The sequence below is a fragment of the Bacteroides ihuae genome, from assembly GCF_900104585.1.
Lineage (GTDB): Bacteria > Bacteroidota > Bacteroidia > Bacteroidales > Bacteroidaceae > Bacteroides > Bacteroides ihuae.
Map to the genome: position 1 here is coordinate 124376 of NZ_FNVX01000005.1, position 24114 is coordinate 148489.

15 protein-coding genes are annotated in these 24114 nt (G+C 39.9%); 6 read left to right on the forward strand and 9 right to left on the reverse strand.

Translation table 11 applies throughout. The annotated features are described in order from the left end of the window. Nucleotides 1-6 precede the first annotated feature (6 nt). The 4 genes from BQ5338_RS06210 to BQ5338_RS06225 all read left to right on the forward strand — a co-directional run bounded on the left by BQ5338_RS06210 (nt 7) and on the right by BQ5338_RS06225 (nt 6728). Complete coding sequence (locus tag BQ5338_RS06210) at nt 7-1662, forward strand: RagB/SusD family nutrient uptake outer membrane protein (RefSeq protein WP_235816385.1); 1656 nt, start codon at nt 7-9, stop codon at nt 1660-1662. Nucleotides 1663-1682: 20 nt separating this feature from the next. Then, nucleotides 1683-2819, forward strand: a complete 1137-nt coding sequence (locus tag BQ5338_RS06215) for a SusF/SusE family carbohydrate-binding protein (protein WP_071145988.1) — start codon at nt 1683-1685, stop codon at nt 2817-2819. 35 nt (nt 2820-2854) lie between these two features. Beyond that, nucleotides 2855-4294 (forward strand): Outer membrane protein SusF domain-containing protein, encoded by a 1440-nt coding sequence (locus BQ5338_RS06220; RefSeq protein WP_071145989.1) that lies wholly within the window; start codon nt 2855-2857, stop codon nt 4292-4294. A 100-nt stretch (nt 4295-4394) separates the two neighbouring features. Further along, entirely contained in the window at nt 4395-6728 is a 2334-nt protein-coding gene (locus tag BQ5338_RS06225; RefSeq protein ID WP_071145990.1) for an alpha-amylase family glycosyl hydrolase, read from the forward strand. A 98-nt stretch (nt 6729-6826) separates the two neighbouring features. Here the strand turns inward: BQ5338_RS06225 and BQ5338_RS06230 are convergent, their stop codons facing one another. The 9 genes from BQ5338_RS06230 to BQ5338_RS06270 form a co-directional block, all read right to left on the reverse strand. Then, nucleotides 6827-7972 (reverse strand): PepSY-associated TM helix domain-containing protein, encoded by a 1146-nt coding sequence (locus BQ5338_RS06230; RefSeq protein ID WP_071145991.1) that lies wholly within the window; start codon nt 7970-7972, stop codon nt 6827-6829. 16 nt (nt 7973-7988) lie between these two features. Further along, nucleotides 7989-10367, reverse strand: a complete 2379-nt coding sequence (locus tag BQ5338_RS06235; RefSeq protein WP_071145992.1) for a TonB-dependent receptor — start codon at nt 10365-10367, stop codon at nt 7989-7991. A gap of 117 nt (nt 10368-10484) precedes the next feature. Then, the gene (locus BQ5338_RS06240) at nt 10485-12878 is read right to left on the reverse strand and encodes a transglycosylase domain-containing protein (protein ID WP_071146805.1); all 2394 of its coding nucleotides are present in this window, start codon (nt 12876-12878) and stop codon (nt 10485-10487) included. A 211-nt stretch (nt 12879-13089) separates the two neighbouring features. Then, the gene (locus BQ5338_RS06245; protein WP_071145993.1) at nt 13090-13344 is read right to left on the reverse strand and encodes a type B 50S ribosomal protein L31; all 255 of its coding nucleotides are present in this window, start codon (nt 13342-13344) and stop codon (nt 13090-13092) included. Nucleotides 13345-13528: 184 nt separating this feature from the next. Continuing rightward, on the reverse strand, nt 13529-14542 hold the full coding sequence (locus BQ5338_RS06250; protein ID WP_071146806.1) for a DUF5689 domain-containing protein: 1014 nt from the start codon (nt 14540-14542) through the stop codon (nt 13529-13531). Between the two features lie 30 nt (nt 14543-14572). Next, entirely contained in the window at nt 14573-17317 is a 2745-nt protein-coding gene (locus BQ5338_RS06255) for a carboxypeptidase regulatory-like domain-containing protein (RefSeq protein WP_071145994.1), read from the reverse strand. 15 nt (nt 17318-17332) lie between these two features. Next, on the reverse strand, nt 17333-18367 hold the full coding sequence (locus BQ5338_RS06260) for an endonuclease/exonuclease/phosphatase family protein (RefSeq protein ID WP_071145995.1): 1035 nt from the start codon (nt 18365-18367) through the stop codon (nt 17333-17335). 11 nt (nt 18368-18378) lie between these two features. After that, the gene (locus BQ5338_RS06265) at nt 18379-19572 is read right to left on the reverse strand and encodes a DNA/RNA non-specific endonuclease (RefSeq protein WP_071145996.1); all 1194 of its coding nucleotides are present in this window, start codon (nt 19570-19572) and stop codon (nt 18379-18381) included. A gap of 78 nt (nt 19573-19650) precedes the next feature. After that, nucleotides 19651-21411: a BACON domain-containing protein gene (locus BQ5338_RS06270; protein ID WP_139265200.1), complete on the reverse strand. Its 1761-nt coding sequence runs from the start codon at nt 21409-21411 to the stop codon at nt 19651-19653. Between the two features lie 279 nt (nt 21412-21690). On the opposite strand from BQ5338_RS06270, the gene BQ5338_RS06275 reads away from it, so the two are divergent. Both BQ5338_RS06275 and BQ5338_RS06280 read left to right on the forward strand, forming a co-directional pair. Next, nucleotides 21691-22707: an endonuclease/exonuclease/phosphatase family protein gene (locus BQ5338_RS06275; protein ID WP_071145998.1), complete on the forward strand. Its 1017-nt coding sequence runs from the start codon at nt 21691-21693 to the stop codon at nt 22705-22707. A 281-nt stretch (nt 22708-22988) separates the two neighbouring features. Beyond that, on the forward strand, nt 22989-23990 hold the full coding sequence (locus BQ5338_RS06280) for a class II fructose-bisphosphate aldolase (RefSeq protein ID WP_071145999.1): 1002 nt from the start codon (nt 22989-22991) through the stop codon (nt 23988-23990). Nucleotides 23991-24114 lie beyond the last annotated feature (124 nt).

Below are 24114 nucleotides of genomic sequence, written 5' to 3' on the forward strand. Positions count from 1 at the left end.
CTGATTATGAAGATAACTATAAAAAAATATATATCGTTGGGAATGCTTTCATTAAGCTTACTCTCAGCATCTTGTATTAGTGATCTAGATCAACTTCCCCCTCTGGATAAATCTAGTGAGTCGGTTAACAATCCCGAAGATTGTCTTTCTTTTCTAGCTAAAATATATTCAGGATTTGGGCTTTCCAGTAATATAGGCCCTAATGGAGAAGATGATCTGCAAGGTGGTGATCAGGGTTCTTTAGTATTTTTGAGAGGACTTCTTTCCATGGAGCTTTATCCAACTGATGAAGCTATCTGGAACTGGGCAGATCAAGGCATTGTGGAATTGTGTAATGTCAATTGGGATTATACGCTACCTTATACTTATTCTTTCTACCAGAGAGCAATGTTGAATGTGCGTTATTGCAAAGAGTTTCTTGATATTTATCCTGTAAACTCAGGAATACCCGATATAGAAAAATATAGGGATGAGGTGCGTGTTGTTCGTGCAATGAATTATTATTATTTGATTGACCTTTATAGAAATCCGGGTGTTGTATGGGATGATAGTCCAACAGACGATAAATCATGGAAACCCTCTCAAATTGGTACTGAAACATTGTTCAATAAAATTATTGACGAACTAACAGATCTTTCAGAAAATGGAAATCTAGATGAAACGCCCACTGCGGCTAATTATGCTCGTATGACTAAGCCTGTAGTGAACACTATATTGGCCAAGATGTATTTGAATGCAGAAGTATACATAGGTAAGGCTATGTATGATAAGGCTTCGACTTATGCGCAAAAAGTGATTGACGCAGGTTTTGGCTTGGAACCTAATTACAAAAATCTATTCTGCGGGGAGAATCATCTAACTGCTACTCATAAAAAAGAAATAATCTATGCTATTCCTTGCGATAATGTGAATGCTAAAAGTTATGGTAATTCAATTATGGTTACTGCTGCTGCATACGGTGGAGCCTTGAATCCGACTTGGTTTGGTTTGGATGCTTCGTGGACTTGCTTAAAGCCGGTTCAACAATTAGTCAACTTGTTTGATGGACCGTCTGCTGTCAATGGCGTTCATGGTAATCATTTGAAAAAAGATACTCGTTATCAATTTTTTGATGTAAAATCATATAATCCAGATAATACAGTAGCAGCATATAGAGACGTTAACACTAAAATGGGTGATTGGAATTCAGGCTATTTATGCTATAAATTCACTAATTTAGGTTGGGATGGAGCTACTGTAACTCCAACTGCTTTTCCTAATACTGATTTTCCACTCTTTAGATTGGCTGATATCTATTTGATTTATGCAGAATGTGCAGTAAGAAGGGCTACAGGGACAGATATGACTAAGGCTATTGGATATATCAACGACTTGCGTGAAAGAGCTAATGGTGATGAATCCCAGAATATCAACATATCAAATATGACATTAGATTTTATACTCGATGAACGTGCTCGTGAATTATATTGGGAAGGTCAAAGACGTTCTGATCTAATTCGTTTTGGCAAATTCACTAAAGGATACGCTTGGGCATATAAGGGGGGAATTCCTGAAGGTGTAGAGAATGTAGATGATAAGTTTAATATTTATCCAATAAGTGATAAAGATTTAACCGCAAATCCTAATCTTGTGCAAAACCCCGGTTATGCTTCATTAAAGTAATAGATTAAAAAGAGAGTATTATGAAAAAAATAAATATTATCACTTTATTCGTTTGCGGTTTGCTTGCATTCACCGCTTGTGAAGATGATAACAATAGTAATCCTACATTTCAGGATCCTACAGAATTTGTGTTGAATACTCCTGCTTATGCTTCTAGTGTCTACGACTTGAAGCATTCAAGTACTTTGGAGTTAACATGCTCACAACCGAATTATAGTTATACGGCCGCTACAACATATAAAGTGCAACTTGCATTGAGTGAATTTGCAGGAGATGCTGCCGTTGCCAATTATGTAACACTTGCTACGGCTTATACTACGGCTAGAATGAATGTTAATGCATCTGAATTTGCCCAAGGCTTGGTGGATTTATGGAAAGCTTCTTCATCGGAATCTTTTCCCACGACTCCAATGAAAATATATGTTCGTATTAAGGCTGCTCTTACTTCTAACGGCATGGGAGTTGTTTATTCAAATACGATAGAACTGCCACAAGTACTTGGATATCATGTGGATATACCGGTTACTTTGCCCGCAAAAATGTATATGGCTAGTTTTGTTAATAATGTTTGGGATTGGGATAAACGTGCTGAAATGGTTTCTGTACATAGTAATCCGGGTAAATTCTGGTCTGTACAATATTTTGCAGCAGGTGATCAGATAAAATTTAATTCCAGCAAAACTTGGGATGGCAATGAAGTTAGTTATTCTGATGGATTATGTCCTGCTACATCTGTAACCTATGCAGGGATAACAAGTAGTAATGGAAGTATAACCATCGGTAATGCCGGATGGTATATTGTGGTGTTAAGTTCTACTTTAAATGATCGTACCCTTTCATATACTCTTGAATTTTTAGAACCTAATGTGTACTCTACTGGAAATCCCGGAGGAGGATTTGATATCTTTGATGAGACTACCAAGTTCACCGTTCCAACTGATGGAACAGGCGAATTTATTTCTCCTGCATTTGTCGCTAGTGGCGAAATGAGATTATGTATCAAACTTACTGATATCGACTGGTGGAAAACTGAATTTATAATTCTTGGTGGTAAGCTTGCTTATCGTGCCACAGGAGGTGATCAAGAGATAGTAACTGTTGCAGCAGGTAACAAAGCATATTTGAATTTTGGTACCGGAGAAGGTTCTGTTAAATGATTTATTGGATTATGAATCTTTATAAATGAAGTAAGATGAAAAAAACACTATTATATTTAATTACTCTGGTTACGCTGACTATGTTTTCGGCTTGTAACGAGGATTTTGAAAATTGGGCAGATCCCCAGAGCAATAAACAAGAAGCGGCAAAAAGCCTTGCATTTCAAATTGCTGTAAATGGAACTGCTACGTATGATTTGAATGCTATTGCGGCAGATTCTGTGGATATCGTTAAGGAAACGTCGCTATCGAACGATTCGACGACAACCGTATCTTATGAGGTACTTATTGATAAGGCTGATACGTATGAGAATAAACTAGTCTATCCGTTGACGTTTAAGGGTGATGCATTTAAGATGGCTAAAGCTGATCTTCAGACTGCTATTGAAAAATTATATGGAAAAAGACCGGAAGCACGTCAGCTCTCTGTTTGCATAAACGCTTATGTGATTACTACTGCCGGTCAGGCTTCCGTAGTACAATCTAATGATTTGACAATTACTGCAACCCCTAAGGCTCCGGTTATAGAGAGCGCTTATTATCTTATTGGAGCAATGAATAATTGGGTTGCAGATGATGCTACGAAATTGATTAAGCTCAATCATAGTGATAAGGATGTATACGAGGATCCTTATTTTACGGTTGTGGTAAAGGTTCCTGCTGATTGTTATTGGAAGATTATTCCACAATCTCGCGTAGATGCTTTGATAGCTGGTTCTGCTACAAATGTGTGGGGAGATGGCGTACTTGGTACGGCAGCTGATGGTGATACTTCTATGGAAGGAACGTTAACTAGCACAGATCCACAGGCTGGTAAGATTGCTAAAGAGGCTGGATATGTGAAGTTTACACTGAATATGATGGAATCTACTTATACCATTGATTACATTGGCGATATGGCACTTCAACTCTATGTGCCCGGTGCACATCAAGGTTGGAATCCTGCTACAGCACCTATCGTTTATTGTCAGAACTACGATATGAAATATGATGGTTATGTAAACTTTACCGCTGCTGATCAAGAGTATAAGTTTACTGCTCAGCCCGATTGGGGGCCGATAGAGTATGGTGATGGTGGTGAGGGTACTCTTGTTACAACAGGTGGTGGTAATATGAAGGTGCCTGCGGCCGGTTTCTATCGTGTGACTGCTGATTTATCTGCTACTCCGATGACTTACACGGCTACCAAAACTGAGTGGAAGATTATTGGTGATGCTACGGTAGGCGGATGGGATGCTGCTACACCTATGACATTGAATGCTGCAACGGGTGAATGGACATTGAGCACTACATTAATAGGAGGAAAACTCTTAAAGTTCAGGGCCAATGATAATTGGGATATAAACTTAGGCGGAGATGCAAATAACCTGACTTACGGTGGAGACAATATTGCTATTGCTGCAGATGGAACTTATGCTATAACATTGAAACTGGGTGATCCTACTGCTTATAAATGTACTATTGTGAAGCAGTAGCCTCTCATCATTGTTGAATAATTAATTGGTTTTTGTATAATTCAGCAGAGCCTCAAATGAGAAAGATATTTGAGGCTCTGTTTATTACTTTGAATATATTATGAGAAAGATATCAGCTTTTCTGTATTGTCTTTTGCTGCTGCCACTCTTCTTTACGGCTTGTAGTGGTGACGATCCTATTGTGACTCCACCTGTGGTAACTCCGCCTATAGTAATAAAAGATGGATTGAATTATTCTCTTGAAGCACCAGATGCTGATAAGGAATTAACCATCACTTTTAAGGCGGGCAGTTCTTCTGAATTGTATAACTATGCGGGCGATGTTTATGTCCATACGGGAGTTATAGTAGAGGGTAGCTGGACGTATGTTCCTGCCGGCTGGAGTGAAAATCTGGCTAAATGTAAGATGACGAAAGGAGATGCCAATGTATGGAGCATTACTCTTTCTCCTTCTATTCGAAGCTGGTTTGCCTCGGGAGAGACAGCTGTTCAGAAACTTGGAATTGTAATTCGTAGTTCTGATGGCACTAAAAAAGGATTGACAGACGATTCATTCGTAACCGTCACAGATTCTAAATATCAGCCTTTTGCTCCTGCTGCTATTAAGAATGGTGTGCTTCCTTCGGGAATGAAAGAGGGGATCAATGTGGTAAATACTTCTACTGTAACTTTGGTGCTTTATGATAAAGATAAAAATGGAGGTCACAAAGAGTATGCACATGTTGTGGGCGACTTTAATAACTGGACACTGAGTAACGACGAGAAGTCACAAATGTATCGTGATGATGCTGCCGGCTGTTGGTGGATTACATTGACGGGACTTACTGCGACTAAAGAGTATGGATTTCAGTACTATGTGGGTACTGCTTCCGAAGGTGCTATTCGTTTGGCAGATGCTTATTGTCGCAAGGTGCTTGATCCGGATAATGACCCATCTATAGGATCTTCTACTTATACTGATAGCAAGACTTATCCTACAGGTAAGACTACCGGTATTGTTTCTGTGTTTAAAATCCAACCGGATGCCTACAGTTGGCAACACACTAACTTTAAGATTCAGGATAAGACGAACTTGGTTATCTATGAAATGCTTTTGCGTGACTTCACTTCTACCGGAGATATAAATGGAGCAATGGCTAAATTGAATTACATCAAAGCGATGGGGGTGAATGCTATTGAGTTAATGCCAGTTCAGGAGTTTGATGGAAATGATAGCTGGGGTTATAATCCTTGTTTCTATTTTGCGTTGGACAAGGCTTATGGAACGGATGTTATGTATAAGGCATTTATCGATAAATGCCACGAACTTGGTCTTGCTGTTATCTTCGATGTGGTTTATAATCAAGCTAGTGGGAGTCATCCGTTTGCCAGACTTTATTGGAATAGCTCGACAAGTAAACCTGCCGCTAACAACCCATGGTTTAATGTCGATGCACCACATCCATACAGTGTATTCAATGACTTCAATCATGAATCGTCTTTGGTACGTGCTTTTGTGAAACGTAATCTGGCATTTCTGTTAAGTGAGTATAAGATAGACGGTTTCCGTTTTGATTTAACAAAGGGTTTCACTCAGAAGAGTAGTACAGAGAGTACAGCTTCAAATTATGATGCTACTCGTATCGCCATTCTGAAGGATTATAATAGTGCGGTGAAAGAAGCCAATCCGAATGCGATGGTGATTCTGGAGCATTTTTGTACAACGAGTGAAGAGAAGGAATTAGCTAATGACGGCATGTTTCTATGGAGAAATATGAACTATGCTTATTGCGAATCGGCGATGGGCTGGCCCGATAACTCTGATTTCTCTGGGCTATACTATGATACTTCTATGCCGGCCGGCTCTTTGGTGGGCTTCATGGAAAGCCACGATGAGGAACGAATGAGTTTTAAGCAAAAAGAGTCTGGAAACTATACGTTTAAAACGATCTTGGCTGATAGAATGAAAGAGCTGAAGGTAAATACTGCTTTCTTTCTTACTGTGCCCGGGCCGAAAATGATTTGGCAATTTGGCGAACTGGGTTATGATCATTCCATTGATGAGAATGGACGTACAGGAAAGAAGCCTCTTGAATGGGGGTATTATGAAGATGCTGATCGGAAAAAGTTATACGACACTTATGCCAAATTGATGACTTTGCGTAATGCGAATGCTGACTTGTTTGCTACTTCGGCAGTGTTTAGCTGGCAAGTGAAGGGAAATACGAATTGGTCGAAGGGGCGCTTCCTGACACTACAGATAACCGGAAAAAGTGCGGTTGTGGCAGGCAACTTTACCAATGCATCCGATAACTATACGGTTACTTTTCCTCATACCGGAACGTGGTATAACTATGTGGATGGTGGGTCTGTGACGGTAACATCGGCTACGCAATCCATCACTGTTCCTGCTCATGAGTTCCGCTTGTTTTTAGATTTTCAGGCAGCTAACTAAGGGAGTCCGAATTTAATTTCTTATTCACTTAAAATAAATTAAGCTGTTAACCCTGAAAAGTTAACAGCTTAATTTATTTGATAACTATCTTTATGTGTTTAGTGCTTTTTTCTTCTCTTTCTCCACCAGATAATATAACCGGTAATAGGCAGTGAAGCAACCACCAGACTGACCAGAAATACCAATATTCTTCCGGGTAAACCCAAGATGGAGCCTACATGTATGTCGTACGTCATTCGGTAGAGTTTATCTCCCCATGAAGCCTCAGATTGTTTGATGCCATACGTACCACCTCCTTTTACCTCTTGCAACGTATTGCGATCAAAGAAGCGAAATTCACGTTGGTAATAGGTAGCACTGGATGGGTTATAACAAACTGTATAGGCATCGGTTGGCTTTTCGGGATAATCAAAACGGAAAGTTCCTTTTTGACCTATAGGATACTCTTTGTTCATTTGTTCCCAAAGTAGGGCGGAGGGGTCGTTCAGTCGAGTTGTTTGTGTAGAATCCGATTGGGCCAACTCCCATTTTTTGAACTCTTTTCCTCCTGTGATGAGGCTATAATATCCTTCGGAAAACCAGTTGAAGCTCCATACCAAACCAGTGAGAGCAATGAGTAATGCAAAGATGGCTGTGTAGAATCCTAGAACTTTATGCAGGTCGTAGTTCACACGAGAGAAAGGAGCATTCCACTTTATCTTCAACCCACTTTTGAAAGCTTTCTTTGTTTGCTTAACAGGAAACCATATAACAATTCCCGATAGGGTGATAAGGACAAATATGACAATACTCCATCCTACAATTGCTTTACCAATGGGGCGTGGAAGCCATAAACTGCGATGCCCTGCCAGAACGGTATGAAAGAAACCATCCCTGAATCCTTCTTGATGGATGACTGCCCCGCTATATGGGTTTGCATAAAGGGTACATCTGTTTTTACCCAACGAGCAGGCTACTTCTGCGGCTTGTGCGTAAGTACCATAAGTAACACCTTGGATAACATTATTACTATCTGCGGGTGTCTTGAAGATGTATTGACTTACTTTCTGCTTCAAATCATCCGGCGATAAGAAAGGTCTGCCGGTAGCCTCTACGGAGAGTGATGGACGAAACAAACCGTCTATCTCCTCATGAAAGGCATAAATGGCTCCCGTTATGGCCACAATGAAAACTACGATGCCGGATACTAGTCCCAGCCAAAGATGAAGTTTGTGAAATACAATACGAGCTGATAGCTTTTTCATGTTTCTTTAGTTGTTCTTAAAAATTATAAGTAATGTTTAATCTGAAATTGCGTGGTGGCTCTGATTGCCAATAGTAGTAGGTTTCATACGGAGAACCACTGTACAAATATCGATCAAATAAATTATAGATGTTCACTGCAAGTTTTAATTTGTTTTTTTGCCAACCAATAGCTCCGTCAAAGCGAAAGTAATCGGGCAATGAAGCGGTATTGTTTGCTGTGTTTCCCCAGTTCCATGTACTGCGATCTAGTTGTGTGTTTTGTCCTAAAGATAGGCTGAACCCATCTAAACAAGCTTGTGTGAATTTATATTCCAACCAGATATTGAAATTGTGTTTTGCATATCCGGCTAAGCGTGTACCGACAGGGCTTTTTTCATTTACCGATTTAGTTACTCTATAGTCTGTGTATGCATAGTTGGTGGTCATACTAAGATTAGGAATAACTTCACCGATAAGGTCTACCTCCACTCCTTTAACTTTTGATTGTCCTACTTGTACAAGGAAGGTTTCCACTCCTTGTTTGTTCGTTGGGTCACTTGCTGTTTCATTGTTTCTAAGAATCTGGTATGCAGCCACGGTGGTTGTCCATCGATTGTCAAACCAGTTACGTTTCAAACCAATTTCCCAGTTATTTCCCGTGATGGGACTTACCTTTTTGCCGCTCCTTAGTGTTCCCATTTGTGGAGAGAATGATTGATCATAAAGAGTATATATTGACGTGTTTTTATCGAGAGAATAACTCAGGGCGACACGTGGAGAGAAATGTCTATCTTCCGTTTTGGTAGTGCCGTATGAGCTTTCTTTTACATAAGTATATCTTCCGGCAAGAGTCAGTCGCAGTTGGTCGTTAAAGAAGCCCAGTTCATCTTGCAAATAGAGTCCGATGTATGATTGAGTAACTTGTGTCAAGTTAGCACGCTCTTTGAGACTCTTTGAACGGTCGAATGTTGGATATCCGTAGCGTGGTTTTCCTCCTGTATAGTTGGTGTTGTAGATATTATACGTACCGATGGAATCGAGGTTGTGGCTTTGATCTGCACTCCAGTCGTACCACGCATGCTTATCTCCAGTATCAAAACCTGCTAAAACATTATGAGAGACAAGTCCTGTTTGTGCTTTCCCATTTATGTAAACTTGCCCAAACTTCATTTCATTGATAGCATCTCCTATGCTGACTTTCCTGACTAAGTCACCGTTTGCAGCTAAAGAAGAAGGCCAGATAGAACTCCCTTCTTTATTATAATTGAAGTAGGCTCCCTGCGCTGTCAGTCTCCAATTCTTATTGAAATCGTGTTGTAAGTTTAGGATAAAAGTATGGTCATTTACCACAGTGGATGGCAATCCGGGTTCCAGAATGGAATAATCTTGTGGAAGGCTGGCGTAACCATCCGGTGAAAAGCTGTAGTACGATCCAATGTTTGAGGACTCCATATATTGATAATTATACTCGGCCGTAAGTTTAGTATTATCATCAAGTTGGTAGCTGATGACGGGAGCAATGCTATATCTCTTGGCAAATTCGTATGCCCGCATTGAGTTAGTCGTTTGTCCCATAGCGTTAAAACGATAAAGAAGTCGCCCGCTTTTATCCAGTTTCCCATCAAGATCGAGGGTGGTGCGATATAAATCGTAGCTACCGAAAGTGAATGAAGCAGCTCCTTTGGTCTGTCCTGTCGGTTTTTTTGTCACTACGTTATAGATGCCGTTCGGCTCTCCGTTGGACATCATAAAACCAACTGGTCCTTTGATGAATTCAATGCGGTCTACGAAACTCATATCCTCAGTAAGTGGTCCCCATGAACTTGTTACATTCATGCCTTCGCGAAAGGCTGATGCACGAGATCCACGCATGTTGATGCGAGTATACGAATCACCCCAGTGCTCCAATTTAGTTACACCACTTACATTGCGGGCAATGCCGTCGCTCATGCTTACAATCTGTTGATCGGCCATGATTTGTGAGCTAATAACTTGTACATTTTGAGGTATTTTAAGTAGTGGCTGATTTAAACGTATTGAGCTGGATGGATTGCGTGTGGTATATGTACTTGAATTACCAACTACAATAACTTCATTAAGTTGCTGACTATTTGGCTCCAATATAATCGTATCAACAACTATTGTTTCGTTGCTGGATGATACCTCAATAGCCATTTCTTTTGTTTTATAACTTACGAATGAAACCGCAAGGGTATACTTTCCCGGAGATACTCTGTGGAGATTAAATTGCCCACGATTATCGGTGCTTCCTCCCGTATTACTTCCTTTTAGGAGTACTGTAGCAAATGCCACTCTTTCACCAGTATTGTTTATCACAATTCCTTTAATGTCTCCTGCATGAACTGCAAAAAAAGCATGGAGCGCCAGTAGCATGCTCAAACTAAATCTTTTCATATAATACCTATTAATTTATCTAAAAAAAACTTATGCAAAGTAAGTGCATAAGTTCTTTCTAATAAATCGCTTTATCTAGGTATTCTGTGAGTTAAAATAACTATAAATGGTGAATAATTATTCTACGGTAATATTTATCTCTTCAGTATTATTTAGACTATCAGGAAGAGTAACTGCTATAGAATCAGTATCTCGCCTGTGATAGATGGTTCGGCATTGGTATGATTTCGTGATTGGTTGTTTAGGTTTCGGGAATTTTTCACGATACTTTGCCATTGACTTATCTTTGAGTACTTTCTCCATGAAATAACCAAATATAGGTAAGGCTGTGCGACTTCCTTGTCCCAGTTCTCCTGTGCGGAAGTGAATGCTACGGTGTTCGCCGCCAACCCATGCGCCACCAACCAGCTTTGGCGTTACACCTACAAACCATGCATCTGAATGGTTGGAAGATGTTCCTGTTTTACCTCCAAACTCGGTGTCATACTTGAATAAATCGAATGCCCACAATGCTTGAGATGTTCCCAGTGGTTCTGTCAACCCTGCTTTGAGCATTTCTGTCATCAGGAAGGCGGTTTCGTAGGGTACTGCTTGAATTTGTTGAGGCTTGTTGTTATAAAGTACATTGCCATTCTGATCCTCAATGCGTGTTACCAGCACAGGATCTTGTTCCATACCATCGTTGACAACCGTACCATAGGCATTTACCAATTCTAACAATGAAACGTCTGAGGCTCCGAGACTTAGAGCCGGCGTTTCTTCTAATGGAGTCTTTATCCCCATGGCATGTGCCGTCAGTGCCACATTGTGTATGCCGACCTCTTTCGCTAATTGTACAGCAATGGTATTGATAGAACGGGCAAAGGCTGCTTTCAACGATAGAGTATCTCCCGTAAATGCACCATTGGCATTACGAGGAATCCACTTTTTGGGCACTCCTTTCTCTATTACATCCCATGCCAGATATTGGTCAATACGCTCATCACAAGGAGAAAGTCCCATGTTCATTGCAGCGGAATAAACGAAGAGTTTGAATGTTGATCCAGGCTGACGCTTAGACAATACTTTGTCGTACTTCCATGAATTAAAGTTGATATCGCCTACCCATGCTTTTACATGTCCGTTTTGCGGTTCCATAGCTACAAAGCCGCAGTGCATATAGCGTTCCATATAGCGGATGGAGTCCATCGTGCTGATCGTAGTATCGCGCGTTCCTTTGTCGTAATCGAACACTTTCAGACGGTGAGGTTTATTCAAATAATAAGTAATGGAGTCTGGTCGATCGGAGAACTTAAGCTCTAGTTGCTTGTAGGCTACTGTGCGCTTAGCCAGATCTTCTATAAAGTGAGGTATCTCTTCGTGGTTGCGGTCGCGCCAAGGATTTTCGCGTCCCCAGTGATTATTGAAGTTACGTTGCACAATACGCATTTGCTTGTCTACAGCTTCTTCTGCATACTTCTGCATACGTGTATCGATGGTGGTATATATCTTCAGACCGTCAGAATATAAGTCTATATTGTTTTCCTTACACCATGTTTCGAGTGATTGTGCTACAGCTTCCCGAAAATAAGGTCCCTGACCATCATAATTGCGCTCTATGCTGAAGTTGAGCTGCATTGGAATTTGCTTCAAAGAGTCGAACTGAGCATGCGAGATAACATGATGAGACATTAAGTTTTCCAGCACAACGTTTCGTCGTTTCAAACTGTTTTTAGGATTCAGCTTTGGATTGTATGTGGTGGTTGCTTTTAGCAAACCCACAAGAGTGGCAGCTTGTTCGTAAGTAATGTCTTTAGGAGTCGTGTGAAAGTAGGTGGCGCAAGCAGTATTGATTCCATAGGCATTGCTTCCGAAGTCTACTGTGTTGAGATACATCGTTAGAATCTCTTGCTTAGTATAGAATATTTCTATTTTCACAGCTGTAATCCACTCTTTCGACTTCATGATAAGTAATTTCACTCCCGGTATGGAGCCCAATAGGCCGGTAGAATATTGCGAGCGCACTTTAAACATATTCTTTACCAGTTGCTGAGTGATGGTGCTGGCACCACGTGCCCGTCCGCTTGCCATATCCTTAACGGCCGAGAATACTCCTTGAAGATCCACGCCGAAGTGCTCGTAAAAGCGTTCGTCTTCCGTACTAATCAATGTTTTGATGAGTTTAGGCGATATTTCCTCAAACTTTACCGGAGTTCTATTCTCCTTGAAGAATTTGCCGATAAGTTTTCCGTCTTCGCTGTATATCTCGGAAGCTACTGGTTGTTCGGGGTTATGAATACTTGCCAATCCGGGTGATTTGCCGAATAGCCAGAGGAAGTTAATGTCTACCATTGCCAGATAGAGCATGAACGAGAGAATAAAAGTCACGATGACAAGTAAAGTCTTTTTATACCATGGAGACTTTCGGTATGCTTGTCTGTACCAAGTCCATCCGGTTTTGCATTTACTAGTCAAGAGATAGAAAACGCTTTTTCCGCGTGAAACCCATTTATGAGTATCAAAGTTTATCATCATGTGATATAGAATAAAAACGGCTGCAAATGTACGTGAAATTTTGGAATAATGTCTTTGCTTAGGGAAAATAATGAGACTTTCGCTAAAAAACAGAATCCTATAGTCTGATTTTCTTAAATTCTATATATTTTGGTAGCTTTAACCCAACAAAAAAGAGGAAATTCCCATTGAGAATTTCCTCTTTTTTATCTGTCTTTTCCTCGACGGATTATTTCTTTTTACGGTCACCGTAACGAGTCATAAACTTGTCAACACGACCTGCTGTATCTATCAAATTAGACTTACCAGTGTAGAACGGGTGAGAAGTGTTTGAAATTTCAAGCTTCACTACCGGATAAGTTTCACCTTCGAATTCGATAGTTTCTTTGGTGTTGCAAGTAGATTTTGATAAAAATACATCACCATTCGACATATCTTTAAATGCTACCGGACGGTATGATTCTGGATGAATACCTTTTTTCATTTCAGTATTTGTTTTTTAATTATTATTTCGTTTTACTATTTGGTAAGAATAGTGTAATGGTTCTTTTCAGAGCGCAAAGATAGTTGTTTTGTTTGAAATGAAAAACTTTATTTCTAAAAAAGCGATAAAAAGCATTCTTTTTAAGAAGAAAGTTTTTATCGCTCTTCAGGAATATCGTTATATTCTATTTTTCTGATTCTGTTTTGAAGCCAATGTCATTCAAACTATTGACCAGCAATTGATACTTAATATATCCTCCAGATTTAGAGGAGTATTTAGTGTAGATTGCTGTTATATCCCCCATCGTACCATTTGCGGGCAGAGGTTGAAGGGCAAAGTTTGCATAACCACTTACACGGAGTATATAATTGCCTGATGTTGTAGTAGATGTTTTATCATAACTAAACCAAGAAGAACCATAATAACGTTGGCCGTCATAGCTGTAGGCGTATGTTGGAGTCAAATTTTCATCTTCGTAATACTTGTTTGTGTAGACAGCTGTGGTGCTGCCACCGGGGTAAGTGGTCTCCAAATATTGTGGGTATTTATCTCCATCGAATGTTCCTGCATTGTAGGTTACACCTTCTAAACGAATCAGGCGGCCTAAGGCATTGTCATCTAGAACAGTTTTATAGTTTGTAGTATTTACAACCAGTGTATCGGCTGCGGTAAGATTGCCTAGGGCTCCCGGAAGAATATGCGCATCAGTCTCCAAGCTTGTGCTTAGATTGCGATTAGCATAACCATCGGCAATATCAGCAGCTGTTGGCATGCCTCCTACGCTGAGCATATAGCGGTAACTACCGATAGCCAAGCCTTTCGTTTTTACAAAGATTGTTTGCCCGAGGTGATAGTACACATAATTGCTAACCATTAATTTCAATTCAATGGCAGATTCGGACTCTTCATCGTAGATGTAGACTGATTTATAGACATTACCTGCCTGATCACTTGAAATTACTTTTCCATGAATCACATAATCTTCTGTGATCTCTCGAGTCTTGCCTAAACTGGATGCACTATTACCATAATCTTTATAGAAAAGTTGCTTGAAATCCTTGATAGAGATCATTTGTTCATTCGTGAAATCCTCCTTAGTCCACACTTTGGCAGATGCAGGGGAGTCAAAATCGTTGTAGCAGCCGGCAAAACTAAATGCGACTACTGCAACCATGCATAATTTTAGTATTTTGTTCATAACATTCATTCTTTTACTCGTTGCACATCATTAAAAGCGGAAATAAAGATTCAGGTAGTAAGTTGTACCAAACATATAAAAATACTTCGAATCGAATGGTTGGTAACTTTGGTAGCTTGCATCTTTGTCTTTTAATAGACGAACTTGTTCATAACCTCCTGTTTTGATATCCTGATTGTTTAAGATGTTATCAACATCCAGGCTGAACCCGAGGGTATAAGTCCGGTTGATAAACCAGTTTTTGCCGATGCTGGCATTGAGCACGTGAGCTGATTTGAATTTCTCCTGATCACGTAAAGAGTGTATATCTTCTGCTGTCATACCAGGTGATAATACGGCGTCGGTGCGATAAAGAGGACTCATTGAAAGATACATATTATCGTAGTAGTTCATGTCTACTGAAGCATAGATGTTGTTGCGGCCACGATAAGATAATCCAATATTAGCAGCTGTCTGGGGAGTGCTTTCTACACGGAAATTCTTCCAGTAAACTTTACCTTGATTTTGGATCTTGTCACTGTTATCCTGAATCTGAACATAATTTGGATTGGAGTCATAAGTATATTGTCCCCAACTTAAAGCACCGTTAACAGATAATCCTGCATAGATAGGAACTGATGTTGCAACTTCTAAACCAAAATGACGTTTATCGATGCCACTCATTGCAAAGTTGGAAAAAGTAGCTTCTACATCATCATAGTAGGAGAGTACTCTTGTTTGATCTGTAAATTTAGTATAGTAACCTGAAACACGTGCTTTGAGGTCTCCTATACGCAAGTTGTAGGATGCGTCTACGCCGAAAACTTTCTCTGTAGCAGCTCCTGGAGTTATTGAATTTCGTGTACGAGGCGAAACAAATATTGATTGGAATTCCGGAGCATCTTGCATGTAAACGATGTTGGCTTCAAAGGTATGTGCTGCCGATATTTTGTAGTTAAAATTACCTTTTAACTTGTAAGTAAGATAGTCTTTCTTTTTAGAATCTCCCTGCGAATTGTCCATAAATAGACCTTTCTTCCAGATACCGTGACGCCACAAGGTGGAATGTCCTAGTTCGCCACCAAGGTTAACTCCTAATTTGCCTAAATTAATATTATATTGTGCCCATGCCTTAGCTGCAATTACATTGGCGTAATAGTCGTAACCAACTTTATCGCCTTTTTTTGCGGCACGTGCATGACCTGTATTTGTGTAGTAGTCCATATCATTTTGATAATTTTCAGGATCTAGACCACCCATATCTCGTTCTGCAAATTTATCCACATCTACCCAGTAATCTCCTCCAAGGAGGTCTTTTACTTCACTATAATACTCTGTGCGGTTGCGACGAAGGTTCAATCCGCCGTTAATCTTAGAATTGTTGCGAAATAAATGAGAGAATTGAGAATAGAAATTCCAATCTAATTGGTCGGCATGACGTTCTTCAATCATATTAATGGAACGTTGTCCGGAACCATATAATGAATTTTCCGGTTGGGTACGATTGATATCATATAGCTTGCCCCAATTGATGTTGCGGATATCATCTGTGTTAGCACGCCAAGCTTCATCTAGCCAAGCACCAACGCTTGTTCCTTTATAGAAACTGGGGAGATAACGATAATAGTCGGGACGTGGGTCCGGACCGCCATACCATGTTAGTGCAGAGTAACCATTTTGGCCGAAGCGCAATGAAGAAGCAACATTCAATTGTGAGCGGTCACTGATATCAAATGTATAGTTCAGTATTGCAATAGGTTCATGGTACTTGCGAACACGCGCATTACGGCGTTTTCCTGATTGCCATCCCCAATTAGGGTTGTAATAGTTATTGCCAACTAAATCATAGACCTCTTGTGTGGAAGCTTGTTGGACTCCACGTTCTGTGGGAGCACCCAGAATTGTTAATCCAAGGCGATGACGAAGATTCAGTTGCTTCTCTACAGCAGCAAAATAGCCATAAGCGTTATAATAAACGCCGTCTACATAAGAGTTGCCCCCTTGACGAGTAGACACAGAGAAAGCATACGACCAACCGTTGTCTTGTTGTCCTGAAGCATAGGTGAGCATTCCACGGAAACGGTACATTGCGTTACCGTTCACCAAGCTTGCACGAAAGCCTTTACGCATTTGTGAAGGACGAGTGTTGATATTGGTAGTACCACCAATGCCACCAATTCCCATTTCACCCATGTTCAAACCTGACGTAATTTCTTGGTTACGTGTTGCATCGTTTAGACCACCCCATAATGACCAAGGTGTATAACCTGTCATTGCGTCATTTAGTTGTATCCCATTCATGTATACATCTGAGTATTGAGAGTCATAACCACGAACATTGAACCGCATCTCACTGAATTTATAGGATGCAATGTTATTGAAAACATCTTTGGAAGCCGATAGTGAAGAGGGGAGTGATTGAGCGTCATTAAGAGTTTCGGTATCAAATTCAGCAAAGATAGCGTCATCCTGTATTGGGGTTGCTCTCTCAGGAACTAATACTACATTATTAAGATCTCTCACCAATTTATCTACGCGAGCAGCAATCGTAAGAGATTCAAACTCTACAGCCTCAAAAGTCAGAGAGTATTCTCCTTTTGCTAAATTTTCAATTACGAAATATCCTTTCGCATCGGTTTTTGTCGTTACATTTCCCGGTGTCAAAGTGACTTTCACACCGTCTATAGCTGCATGTGTAGTACGGGAAACGACTTTACCTTTGATACCGCCATTCTGTGCAAAAGCACTGAGCGAAATCAAAGATAGTACCATAATTAGAATTGTTCTTATTTTCATAAATAGTAAAGTATTTTATTTGCCTATATAGATATATACGGGAAAGTGGTCACTAAAACCTCCTTGGAAGTTGTTGCCCACATAAGTTCGTAAGGGATATCCTTTGTATTGCCCTTCTTTTTGCACCATGTAAGGTTGCTTGAAGATATTTCCATAGAATTTTGAGCCGGGAGCTGTTTGCAATTTAAGAACACCGCTAGAGCCTTTGGCTAGATTCTCTGTTACGACAATGTTGTCGAAAATATTCCAGGCATCACCATAAGCCAATGTTCCGAAACCTGCTTTGAGCATGTCTGCGTAAGGATCATAAAAATCTCCTTGAGCCAGATCTTTTAGCTTGAATTTGGCGTTCAATCCTTGCGATATGCTTTTATCTGTAGGGTCATCATTGAAATCGCCCATTGCGACTATCTTTGTTGCCGGGTTAGCTCTTAATACCGAGTCTGCAATGCTACGCATCTGTTTACCTACAGCGATACGTTTAAATTCGGAAACTTCCTTGCCTCCTAAGCGAGAAGGCCAGTGTGCCACCATAAAGAAAAAAGGCTCGTTCTCAATGGTTCCCCACATAGTGAGGATATCGCGTGTTTTAAAATCAGGTAGAGAAGGAATAACCGTTTTTACGGGATGTTGTCCCTCTATTTTAAACACATCGGGGCGATAAAGGAAGGCAACATCAACACCACGGGCCTCAGGAGAATCAAAATGAACGATTCGATAGTTGGCTGGTAACAGTTTGCGTGTTGATGCAATATCGTCCAAAACTCCGCGGGTTTCGACTTCGGAGAAGCCAATAATAGCCGGATAATCTTTGTCGATAGATGCGATGTCGAACAATGCTCTTTCAATATTGCTCAGCTTTTTATTATATTTAGGTGCGTTCCATTTCTTTACTCCTTCAGGAGTAAATTCATCATCTAAAACTTCTGGATCATTAATTGTATCAAAGAAATTTTCGACATTGTAGAAAACTACCTTATACGGTTTATGTGCGAAACTGAAAGATGCCAGTATCGTAAAGAACGCGATGAAAATAATTAGCTTTCTCATAAATCAAATTGTTAGTTTATACCCCATTGAGTAGGATTGTTTTGCTGTTTCACTGCATTGGATATCTGAGGGAAGAATTTGAAACCGGTTTTTGATTCAATTTCAGCTACAGACGTGCAAATGGAGCGTGGAGGCTCAATGTTGCCGTAAGATTGGTGGTCTACCCAGAATCCAATTGAGATTAGTTCACTGTCCGAACAATCTTTAATAGCTTTACCTGTCGATCCACTCTTAGTTCGTAACAGAACCTTGAAATAGTTTGTGGGGATGGAAACACTGTTGCCGGCACCATCGGTAGTGGTGGCAACGGAATTGAAATAAGCTCCGGTAACAACATACAATGTATCTGAACAGTTGTTCTGACGGACCTTTGCTTCAAGTTTTGCCCACATATCTTGGTTCAGGCGATTAAGCTGTGGAGTCATATTAGACATGTAAAATGTCTGCGAATTAAATTCGGTAGTTGCCAGACGGTCGGCAGAGGGTATTTGGTGACCGCGGTCGTATGCTCCATTGTAAGATCGATCTACACAGTTTGCCTGATAAATGCTCGATATGATAGGATCGAATGCCCAAGCATCGGTACGTCCTCCAGAACCTAGATATGCCGAATGTATGGGGTAAGCGACCCATAATGCTGCTTTTCTAGTCTTGTCGAAGCAAATTGAATAGTTTCTTATTTTTTTATTACTTAAAGTGGCATAATGCGTCACATACTGATAATTGGCATTTTCTTTGCGCTCGGGTATTTCAACCCATGTAGTAAATGCCGGCAGATTTTGCTGTACTTGCGATAGTTGATTCAGATCGAACGTTTGCGCTGCTCCTCCCTCAAATTGAAAAGATATTTTAGCTGGACGTTGTTCTGCTCCTGTGTTAGCTTTGTAATATACATATAGTACATTAAGCCCTTCTTTCACAGTTCCGACTTTACTTGCTGAGTTGACGAAGTCTTTGCTACTGAACGAACACCATGCGCTGCCTTCAGTAATCTCAGCACTCCATGCGGTATTGGGTTTACCCGTTATAATAATAGCCGAAGAACCCTCTGCATAGCTTACTGTTGAAGATATCTTCCAGTATGCTTCGTTCTGTAGGGAGGTTGTTTCCGAATCGTCTTTGCTGCATGCGTTTATAGAAAATATAAGGGTTGTCAGCAAGACAATTTTCACCACATTGGTACAATATTTCTGTATTAATCTCATTTATGGGATATTTAATAAGAGTACCTCTCAGAGGAATTTATTCCTTCTGAGAGGCCTGGTCTTATTGTTTACAATTTATTACTTGTACGTAATTTTAATAGAATCTATGTACAATGCACCTGCTAGATCATTCATAATAGTGAAATAGCTATAACTTCCACTACTGAAGTCGAACTTTTGAGTGTATATTTTAAAGCCTTCAACGGTTTCGTCTGTAGATGTGGCGGCTATCTTTGTATCTGCACTTGATGGATTAGCAGAAGTGCCGGCATAAACATTGTAACCTGGTTCAAAAGTGCTCGTAGTTACTACTCGTAGTACAATTTCCATCGATTGTATGTTCGACAAAGCTGTAACATTGGCAATTCTACCTTGGCTAGCTAAAGTTGACGCATTTCCTTGCACTTGTATGCCGCCACCATTAGCGGTGGAAGCTATAAGAAGTTTTACTCCGGTGAAATTCAATCCACTAGAGCCCCATGTGTACCATGTTGCCGGATCGTCAATCTTTTGTGCTCCATAAGTATTGGCTGTAAGAGCAACTGTTCCGGTTATGCCGTCTACAATATTCTGTGCAGTCATTGTAAATGTCTTCTCTCCGTCAACGCTCTTAGCATCTTGTGTTACAGGGACTGTAACGCTGTTGCCATTTTGAAGCTCTATTGTGAGTGTCTGGCTAATGGCAGTAGCATTGTTTTCTGTAGCTGTAACAGTTACGGTAGTTCCACTTACAGATGCTGAAAGTGTGCCGCTCAACCCACTTGTGGAAAGTACATTGCTACCTTGGTTTACAACTGAAACATCAATTGTTTTAGCTTCACCTGTTGCAATGAAATTTAAAGAGGTAGGATTGACCGCTGTGATTGTTGGAACTGCAAAGTCTACTTGTTGGCCTCCGGTACCTGTTGTTAGAGTGATGTCATCAAGGCGGAAAGCTGAAGATGCCAAGGCTGTAAATTTCACATATAGGCTTGTTGCAGGCTGTTTTAGAGTAAAGTCAGCAGTAGCCAAAACCCAGTATGGAGAAGCCGCATCACCACTGTTCTTAGTGTAAGTGATAGGAACCCAAACGATACCATCAGAACTTAACGATACTGTAAATTTAGATGGGTCAAATGTGTTGTCATAATCAGTAGCGCCATCTGCCTTAAATGAATAACTTGCGCCAAATGTTAGCTTAAGATTAGTCTGTTCCGAAGTTATAGCAATTTTGTTGATTTGGAAATCACTTGGAGAAGTTCCGAAGAATAGTACGTTAGGTCCGGAAGCTCCTTCATATGCGCCTGTATTGGCTAAGCCGCTTGAACGGATGCTTGATTTTTGACCTGAGTAGGTAATCTCGGCAGAACCTGTACCAGATTTGTCCCATCCTGTGTATGCGTCAACATAGGGATATGGACTTGCTACTGCAGTTGTACCCATAGATTCGTGGTAAATTACTGTTGTAGGGGTTACATTTCCACTTTTAATCGTGATTGTTTCCGACATTAACGGGCCGACCTTATTTGATATTTGGATAACTACGCTTGCTTGGTCATTAATGTTTTCAGGAATGCTAACTTGAACTGTAGCAGAACCATCTCCTTCAGTCTTTGAAAGTGTTACCCAACTTTTGTCATCTTTAACGGTTGCTGTCCAGTGACGATTAGTTGAGATCTCAAAAGCTGCTTGACTACCCTCAACAGGGTTGCCATTCGTATCGAAGGCCAAATTAGCCGGAGTAACTTCTAAAAATGGAGCTTCTGTGTCATCATTATCGTCAACACAGCTCGTAAAAGTTGTTGCAGTCATTGCGAGCATGAGCCCGATGAATAGTTTTAGATAATTCAAATTCCTCATAGGTAATTGTTTTTTATAAATTGTATATGTTTGTTTAAAAATGTCTGGTCTCTGTGTTTTTATATGGAATTGGAATGCAATACTTGTTAGTTTTTGTTTATTCCATGAGTGGTGTATTCTATTTTGGTCTTAAAGCTATGCAAAAGAATAAAAAAAAATGTATTTAAAAAAATATATGGCTAGAAAAATGTATTTTAATGTGCACAATATTCTTTTTTTGAAGATATTTGTAATCTGAATGTGATGCTAAATCGAATTAGTTTCTAATAATTAAAATTAATGAAAAAATCATTTTTAATGTTTTCTCTGCTGCTTTTACTTCCTGTTTTTATTCACGCTCAGGAAAAGAAGTCTTCACTTTACAGTGTGGCGTTTTATAACTTAGAGAATCTATTTGATACTATTCATGATACAGGAAAGGATGATTATGAATTTCTGCCCAATGGTGACATGAAATGGACTTCTGCTAAATACGAAGCAAAATTGAAAAATATCTCCAAAGTGTTGAGTGAACTTTCTTGTGATAAGGTAGCGGAAGGCCCTTCTGTTATAGGGGTAGCAGAGGTCGAGAATATTCGTGTACTCAACGATTTGGTGAAACAACTGGCATTGATGTCTAGGGGATATAAAATAGTTCATTATGAAGGGCCGGACAAGCGTGGTATAGACTGTGCCCTGCTTTATAATCCTAAGTTATTTACAGTCACTTCGAGTAAATTGGTTCCATATATTTATGTTAATGATACGATTCATAAGACTCGTGGCTTTTTGGTTGTTAATGGTAAGTTGGCAGGAGATGATGTTTGTGTAATAGTGAATCATTGGCCTTCTCGTGGAGCAACGTCACCGGCTCGTGTCCGTGCGGCAGTACAAGTGAAAGCTCTCAAAGATTCATTGATACGTGCCGATAAGCAACTGAAACTTATTGTGATGGGAGATCTGAATGATGATCCGATGGACGAAAGTGTATCTGTTGCTTTGGGAGCTAAAAAGTATGAGAAACAGGTGAAAAAGGGAGAATTATACAATCCTTGGTGGGAAACACTGGAGGATAAAGGTGTGGGTACTTTGCTCTATCATGGAAAATGGAACTTGTTCGACCAGATAATGATCTCTTCTTCGTTGCTTCACGCCAAAAAAGGATTGAAATATGATCATAATGAAGTTTTTAAGCGTCCGTACTTGTTTGAACAAGAGGGTAAATATAAGGGCTCTCCATTCCGAACTTACGGCGGTAAAACTTGGCTAAATGGTTATAGCGATCATTTACCAACTATTATCTACTTGACTAAATAGAGGAAATCGCTTTTCTTTTATAATATTCTATAAACAGACCGTAGCTCGTAAACACAGGCCACGGTTTGTTTGTTTATTAACAAAATGCAAAGGTTATGCAATGGATAAAGCTGATTGCTACGTGGAGATTACAATCTATTGTCAAATGATACTTAATTCTCTGTAATTGACTTTAAATGTAGATATTAAGGATAGATTTGTTATTGTCTCGTTCTTCTAATTAAACTATTATTCTTACTTTTGCGTAGATTTTTAATTCACTAACAATAAATTGTAAAAACATGATTAGTTACAAAGATTTAGGCCTTGTAAACACCAAAGAGATGTTTGCCAAAGCAATTAAGGGCGGATATGCAATTCCTGCTTTTAACTTTAATAATATGGAACAGTTACAAGCTATTATTATGGCTGCTTCAGAAACCAAATCTCCTGTTATTCTTCAGGTTTCTAAAGGTGCTCGTGCTTATGCAAACCAAACTTTGCTTCGTTACATGGCCGAAGGTGCTGTTGAGTATGCAAAAGAATTAGGTTGTGCAAAACCTGAGATCGTGTTACACCTTGATCATGGTGATTCATTGGAAACTTGCAAATCATGCATCGACATGGGATTCTCTTCTGTGATGATCGACGGTTCTCATCTTCCTTATGATGAAAACGTAGCTCTTACAAAGAAAGTTGTAGAATATGCTCATCAGTTTGATGTTACAGTGGAAGGCGAACTCGGTGTACTTGCCGGAGTTGAAGATGAAGTTTCTGCTGACCATCACACATATACAAAACCTGAAGAAGTAGTTGATTTTGTTACTAAAACAGGTTGCGATAGCTTAGCTATCTCTATTGGTACTTCTCATGGTGCTAACAAATTTACTCCGGATCAATGTACTCGTGACGCTAACGGTCGTTTGATTCCTCCTCCATTGGCATTCGATGTATTGGATGGCGTTATGAAAGAACTTCCTGGTTTTCCTATCGTTCTTCATGGATCTTCTTCAGTTCCTGAAGAAGAAATTGAAACTATCAATAAATATGGTGGTGCAATGAAGGATGCTATCGGTATCCCTGAAGAAGAACTTCGTAAAGCTGCTGCTTCTTCTGTTTGTAAGATCAATATTGACTCAGACAGTCGTTTGGCTATGACTGCTGCTGTTCGTAAAGTCTTTGCAGAAAAACCAGCTGAATTCGATCCTCGTAAATATCTAGGACCGGCTCGCGACAACATGAAGAAGCTCTACAAACATAAAATTGAGAGCGTACTTGGTTCAGCTGGCAAACTAGCTGAATAATCGAAAGATTACAATAACACCTTTAAACATAGTAATCCCCGATATTCTTTTAGAAGAATTATCGGGGATTCTTTTTTTTGCATAAGGAGAGTTTAAAATATTATTAGTGCAACTCATTGTAATA